Raw genomic sequence first — 6,137 nt, 5'->3', positions numbered from 1 at the left:
GCACCACGCCTTCAGTAGCGGAGCAGGAAGGACAGCTGATAGAAATGGAAGCCACTGGAGCACCTCAAAAACACCATCATACACTAAATCAGTAAGTTGGCAGCATCACCAGTGGCGCCAAGTACCCAGAAATACCATATGGAAGACGTGCACCGTGCGGGCGGCGTGCTGGGCATTCTCGGCGAGCTGGACCGTGCCGGCCTGCTGAACCGCGAAGTCAAAAACGTGCTCGGCCTGACCCTGCCGCAGACGTTGGAGCAGTACGACATCACCGTAACCCAGGACGAAGCGGTCAAAAAAATGTTCCGCGCCGGCCCGGCGGGTATTCGTACCACCCAGGCGTTCTCGCAGGACTGCCGTTGGGATACCCTGGATGACGATCGCGCCGAAGGCTGCATCCGCTCGCTGGAGCACGCCTACAGCAAAGATGGCGGTCTGGCCGTGCTGTACGGCAACTTCGCGGAAAACGGCTGCATCGTGAAAACCGCGGGCGTGGATGACAGTATCCTCAAATTCACCGGCCCGGCAAAAGTCTACGAAAGCCAGGACGAGGCGGTTGAAGCTATCCTCGGCGGTAAAGTGGTCGAAGGCGACGTGGTGGTCATTCGCTACGAAGGGCCGAAAGGCGGGCCGGGCATGCAGGAAATGCTCTACCCAACCACCTTCCTGAAATCAATGGGGCTTGGTAAAGCCTGTGCGCTGATCACCGATGGTCGTTTCTCCGGCGGTACCTCCGGTCTCTCTATCGGCCACGTTTCTCCGGAAGCGGCCAGCGGCGGTAATATCGCGATCATCGAAGATGGCGACATGATTGCTATCGACATTCCGAACCGTGGCATTCAGCTGCAACTGAGCGAAGCGGAAATCGCCGCTCGTCGTGAAGCGCAGGAAGCTCGCGGCGACCAGGCGTGGACGCCGAAAAACCGTGAACGTCAGGTCTCCTTTGCCCTTCGCGCCTATGCCAGCCTGGCAACCAGCGCCGACAAAGGTGCGGTGCGCGATAAATCGAAACTGGGGGGTTAATCACCATGGCGGAATCACAGCCCCTATCCGGCACCCCTGAAGGTGCCGAGTATCTCAGAGCGGTGCTGCGCGCACCGGTCTATGAAGCGGTACAGGTAACGCCGCTGCAAAAAATGGACAAGCTCTCTTCGCGCCTCGACAACTTCATTCTGGTCAAGCGCGAAGACCGTCAGCCAGTGCACAGCTTTAAGCTGCGCGGCGCGTACGCGATGATGGCGGGCTTAACGCCTGAACAGAAAGCGCGTGGGGTCATCACCGCTTCTGCGGGCAACCATGCTCAGGGCGTGGCGTTCTCCTCTGCGCGTCTGGGCCTGAAGTCGCTGATTGTCATGCCGGTGGCGACTGCCGATATCAAAGTTGATGCTGTTCGCGGCTTTGGCGGCGAAGTGCTGTTGCACGGCGCTAACTTTGATGAAGCCAAAGCCAAAGCGATTGAACTGGCGCAGCAGCAGGGCTTTACCTGGGTTCCGCCTTTCGATCACCCGATGGTGATCGCCGGACAAGGTACGCTGGCCCTGGAGTTGCTCCAGCAGGACGCACACCTCGACCGCGTGTTTGTGCCGGTGGGCGGTGGCGGTCTGGCGGCGGGCGTGGCGGTGCTGATCAAACAGCTGATGCCGCAGATCAAAGTGATTGCCGTCGAAGCCGAAGACTCCGCCTGCCTGAAGGCGGCGCTGGATGCCGGTCATCCGGTGGATCTGCCGCGCGTGGGTCTCTTTGCTGAAGGCGTGGCGGTAAAACGTATCGGTGACGAAACCTTCCGTCTGTGCCAGGAATATCTCGACGACATTATTACCGTCGATAGCGATGCGATCTGTGCGGCGATGAAAGACCTGTTTGAAGATGTGCGCGCGGTAGCGGAACCTTCCGGGGCGCTGGCGCTGGCGGGGATGAAAAAATACATCGCTCAGCACAACATACGCGGTGAGCGTCTGGCGCATATTCTCTCTGGCGCTAACGTCAATTTCCACGGCCTGCGCTACGTTTCCGAACGCTGCGAGCTAGGGGAACAGCGTGAAGCGTTGCTGGCGGTGACGATCCCGGAAGAGAAGGGCAGCTTCCTGAAGTTTTGCCAACTGCTGGGCGGGCGTTCGGTCACCGAGTTTAACTACCGCTTCGCCGACGCGAAAAACGCCTGCATTTTTGTGGGCGTGCGTCTGAGTCGCGGCTTCGAAGAGCGTAAGGAAATCCTTAATCTGCTCAACGATGGCGGCTATAGCGTCGTCGACCTCTCCGACGACGAAATGGCTAAGCTGCACGTGCGCTATATGGTCGGTGGTCGTCCGTCGAAGCCGTTACAGGAACGTTTGTTCAGCTTCGAGTTCCCGGAATCGCCGGGTGCGCTGCTGAAGTTCCTCTACACCCTGGGCACGCACTGGAATATTTCCCTGTTCCATTATCGTAGCCACGGCACCGACTATGGCCGTGTACTGGCGGCGTTTGAGCTGGGCGATAACGAACCGGACTTCGAAACCCGGCTCAACGAACTGGGCTATGAGTGCCACGACGAGACCAATAACCCGGCGTTTCGTTTCTTCCTGGCAGGCTAAGCACCGTTTCTCGGGGGATAACCATCGCGGTTATCCCTCGTTATTTCATTTTCCCGTCTCTGCTTCCCTCTATTTTTTCCCGTTAGCCTGTTCTTACAATAAAAATGTGATGCAATTCATAATAAAACGCTCACCGCGTTGCGCCAGGTTCTGGTCATCTTTTGGGGGCAATACTTCTCGCTCAACCGTAACTCCTGAATTAACATTGTCGGTAGTTAATTCTTAGCGGTTAGAGAGGATATTCGGATGAGAATGGATATAGTTGATACCCCGAATGAAAATGCGCAAGGAAGTAAATATTTAACGCCTCAGCTTACGTTCCTCGATAAGCATTATAATAATTCCACGGACTTTTTTTCTTCGATATTTTTACTGCTGAAAGAGAAAGGCTACGTTCGGGATTCTTTCCTCGATGCCATTCTTGCCAGAGAAAAAGCCTATCCAACCGGGTTACCCACGCTGCCGGTGGCTATCGCGCTGCCGCATACCGACCCCCAGCACGTCATTCGTCCCTTTATCTCTGTTACGCGACTGTCACAACCTCTCGCCTGGCAGGAAATGGGGAATGACGACAATACGCTCTACGTTCAATTTATTGTTCTTCTTGGTTTTATTGACCACAGCAGCCACCTGACAGCGCTGCAAAACCTGATGGACTGCCTTGCTGATGAACAGGTCGTCCAGACCCTACGCGAGATAGACGATGTAGATACCTTTCTCTGTACCCTCACATCAAGACTGCAATTGGATAAGGATTTATAAAATGAAAAAAGTCATTGTTGCCTGTGGAAGCGGCGTTGCGACCTCACAAACAGTTGCCAGTAAAGTGACTCGCTTATTGAATGAACGTAACCAGTCGCACATTAAAGTTGAAGTAATCGACCTTAAATCTCTCGATAGCCATATTAAGGATAGTGCTGCGTATATCGCAATTACTAAAGTTGATAAGCAATATCCTATCCCCGTGATTAACGGTATCGCATTTCTGACCGGTATGGGTATGGAACAGGAATTACAAAAGGTCATTGATGCCTGTAAATAAGGCGTAGCTCTTTAATCCTTATAATTATTTTAGTGGAGAAGTGCTATGGACTTTCTTGGTGTAGTCATAAATTATATTCTGAATTTAGGCGCGCCGGTTTTTGTGCCTTTTATCATGTTATTAGCCGGGCTGGTGGTGCGGATGAAATTCCGCGATGCGGCTTCGGCGGCCATCACGCTAGGCGTCGCCTTCGTTGGGATGAGCATGCTGATTGGCTTTATGGTTGATGCCATCGGGGTTGCCGCGCAGACCATGATGAACCGCACCGGCCTTGAACTGAGTATCGTCGACGGCGGTTGGACGACGATGGCGAATATCTCCTGGGCTTGGCCTTACGCATTCGCCATGTTCCCGCTTCAGGTTGGCGTAAACATTGTGATGTTGATGCTAAACAAGACCAATACCTTCAACGCCGACCTCTGGAACGTGTGGGGGAAAATCTTTACCGCGTTTATCGTAGTGAGCGTCACCACCCCATTGTTTGGCCCGGTCTGGAGCCTGGTGCTGGCGTTCCTGATTGCAGCTTTGCAGATTATCGTTGAGCTGAACGCTGGCGACATTCACCAGCATCGCATTGAGAAACTGACTGGAATCCCCGGCGTCACCTGTACCCACCGCATGGTGTTCTTTGGCGCAATTTATTACCCGTTCGATCTGCTGCTGCGCAAAATTCCGGTGTGCAATAAGCCGATGGATGCCACCGCGCTGCGCGCAAAAGTTGGCGTTTTTGCGGAAAACCATATCATCGGTTTTATTCTCGGGATCCTGTTCGGCATTATCGCGGGCTACAGTGTGGCGAAAACGCTGATGCTGGGCGTTCAGGCCGCAACGGCGCTGGTGCTGTTCCCGATGATTTCCAAACTCTTTATGCAGGCGCTGTCGCCTATTTCGGAAGCCATCAGCGACTACATGAACAAGAAATTCTCCGGGCGTAAGCTGTTCGTCGGCATCGATTGGCCATTTATGGGCGGCGCCAGCGAAATCTGGTTTGCCATCATCGTTGCGATTCCGTTCACGCTCATCTGGGCGCTGATTCTGCCGGGCAATAAGATTTTACCCTTCGCCGGTATTATTAATATTTCCCTGATTGTTCCTGCCTACCTGGTGACGCGTGGCAACACCCTGCGCATGGTGATCCTTAGCATTATCGGGGTGCCGTTCTTCCTGTTCGTGGGTACGCAGTTTGCGCCAATGATTACCGAACTGGGCCAGGCGACGAAGGCAATTACCATTCCCGCCGGCCAGCTGATTTCCAATAGCTCCATTGATGCTCCGGTCTTTACCTATGCCTTCTCCTTCCTGTTCAAATTCCTGGAAGGCAACTTTATCCCGCTGGTGTTTGCGCTGTGGTGGGGCTGCGGCTACTTCTTCTACTCCCGCGAACTGCGTCGTGAAAGCAATCTGGCGCAGCTGGAAGCCGAGCAGCAGGAGAAAGCTCAGCAGGCTTAATTCTGGGTTTCATGTTCATGTCTGGCGGCAGGCGCCGCCGCCAGACTTTTGATTGCAGGAGAGTCGACATGGCTATGGATAAACGCGTGGTTGCAGTGCTGGATGCCATTGTGAACGATCCCGGCATCACGGGGACGAAGCTTGAGGAGCAGTTTTGCCTGACGCGCAAACAGCTGAGCTATACGCTGAAAAAGGTGAATGATTATCTGGAATCGAACCACTTCGACCGGATCAACCGCCTGAAAACCGGGAAACTGCATATCCCGCGCCATGTGATTGAGCATTTTCGTCAGAATCAGACCGCTGAAACCGAGCATCGCTATCTCTACTCGGAAGATGAACGCGGACAGATGATTATCTTTATGCTGTTGACCCGCAGCGAGCGGCTTTCATTGCTGCATCTCTCCTCTTCGCTGGGCGTCAGCCAGAATACGATTATCAACGACCTGAAAAAGGTGCGCACCGAGGTTATCGAGCACGGGCTGGAGATAAGCTATGACAGGGGTAATGGCTATCATATTCTGGGTGAGGAGCTGGAAAAACGCTACCTGTTGCTAAACTGCCTGCGCCGAGTGCTGGAAATCCCGGTCGCCAAAAATATTATTGCTCAATACAACAATGTGATGAGCGACTATCTGGAAAAGGTGGGCAATGTTTTCAGCGAAATTGAAAAACGTTTTAAAATTCAGTTTACCGACCGCCAGCTTCAGGAGCTTATTTATTTTATCTGCTTTGTCCTGCACCGTATTGATTCAGGAAAAAGTCTGGTCAATATCCCGAGCAGCTACGCTGACATTATTGGCAGCAGAGAATATACATTGATGCAGAGCGTTATCAGTAAAATCAATATCAGTAGCGAGGTGATGCTGCCAACTTACTGATTTAGTGTATGATGGTGTTTTTGAGGTGCTCCAGTGGCTTCTGTTTCTATCAGCTGTCCCTCCTGTTCAGCTACTGACGGGGTGGTGCGTAACGGCAAAAGCACTGCCGGACATCAGCGCTATCTCTGCTCTCACTGCCGTAAAACATGGCAACTGCAGTTCACTTACACCGCTTCTCAACCCGGTACGCAC

The 6,137-nt window shown here is 53.4% G+C and carries 6 protein-coding genes and 1 pseudogene; all 7 read left to right on the top strand.

Annotated elements, in window-relative coordinates; all coding sequences use genetic code 11:
* Positions 1–111: 111 nt before the first annotated feature.
* Positions 112–1,023 (top strand): annotated as a pseudogene (locus WFN87_RS23795) (dihydroxy-acid dehydratase domain-containing protein); the annotation flags it as partial.
* A 5-nt stretch (positions 1,024–1,028) separates the two neighbouring features.
* Positions 1,029–2,573, top strand: coding sequence for a threonine ammonia-lyase, biosynthetic (gene ilvA, locus WFN87_RS23790; protein WP_020323225.1), 1,545 nt, complete (start codon positions 1,029–1,031; stop codon positions 2,571–2,573).
* A gap of 252 nt (positions 2,574–2,825) precedes the next feature.
* Positions 2,826–3,335: a PTS sugar transporter subunit IIA gene (locus tag WFN87_RS23785; RefSeq protein WP_223226985.1), complete on the top strand. Its 510-nt coding sequence runs from the start codon at positions 2,826–2,828 to the stop codon at positions 3,333–3,335.
* A gap of 1 nt (position 3,336) precedes the next feature.
* Positions 3,337–3,615, top strand: coding sequence for a PTS sugar transporter subunit IIB (locus WFN87_RS23780; RefSeq protein ID WP_020323230.1), 279 nt, complete (start codon positions 3,337–3,339; stop codon positions 3,613–3,615).
* Between the two features lie 45 nt (positions 3,616–3,660).
* Positions 3,661–5,064 carry a PTS galactitol transporter subunit IIC gene (locus WFN87_RS23775; protein ID WP_020323222.1) on the top strand — a complete coding sequence of 468 codons (1,404 nt, stop codon included), beginning with the start codon at positions 3,661–3,663 and terminating at the stop codon, positions 5,062–5,064.
* A gap of 68 nt (positions 5,065–5,132) precedes the next feature.
* Positions 5,133–5,945, top strand: a complete 813-nt coding sequence (locus WFN87_RS23770; RefSeq protein WP_336983950.1) for a BglG family transcription antiterminator — start codon at positions 5,133–5,135, stop codon at positions 5,943–5,945.
* A gap of 33 nt (positions 5,946–5,978) precedes the next feature.
* Positions 5,979–6,137, top strand: a 159-nt coding sequence (locus WFN87_RS23765) for an IS1 family transposase (RefSeq protein WP_001392608.1), incomplete at its 3' end; no start/stop codon positions are given.

The organism is Cedecea sp. AS113, assembly GCF_037152415.1.
Taxonomy (GTDB): domain Bacteria; phylum Pseudomonadota; class Gammaproteobacteria; order Enterobacterales; family Enterobacteriaceae; genus Cedecea.
The sequence above is the reverse complement of the archived record's forward strand: the minus strand, read 5'-3'. Positions and strand labels throughout refer to the sequence as shown.

Bases quoted from the DNA above. Each gene is read 5' to 3' on its own strand.
- WFN87_RS23770 (WP_336983950.1), top strand. From the start codon at position 5,133: ATGGCTATGGATAAACGCGTGGTTGCAGTGCTGGATGCCATTGTGAAC.
- WFN87_RS23780 (WP_020323230.1), top strand. From the start codon at position 3,337: ATGAAAAAAGTCATTGTTGCCTGTGGAAGCGGCGTTGCGACCTCACAA.
- WFN87_RS23785 (WP_223226985.1), top strand. From the start codon at position 2,826: ATGGATATAGTTGATACCCCGAATGAAAATGCGCAAGGAAGTAAATAT.
- ilvA (WP_020323225.1), top strand. From the start codon at position 1,029: ATGGCGGAATCACAGCCCCTATCCGGCACCCCTGAAGGTGCCGAGTAT.
- WFN87_RS23775 (WP_020323222.1), top strand. From the start codon at position 3,661: ATGGACTTTCTTGGTGTAGTCATAAATTATATTCTGAATTTAGGCGCG.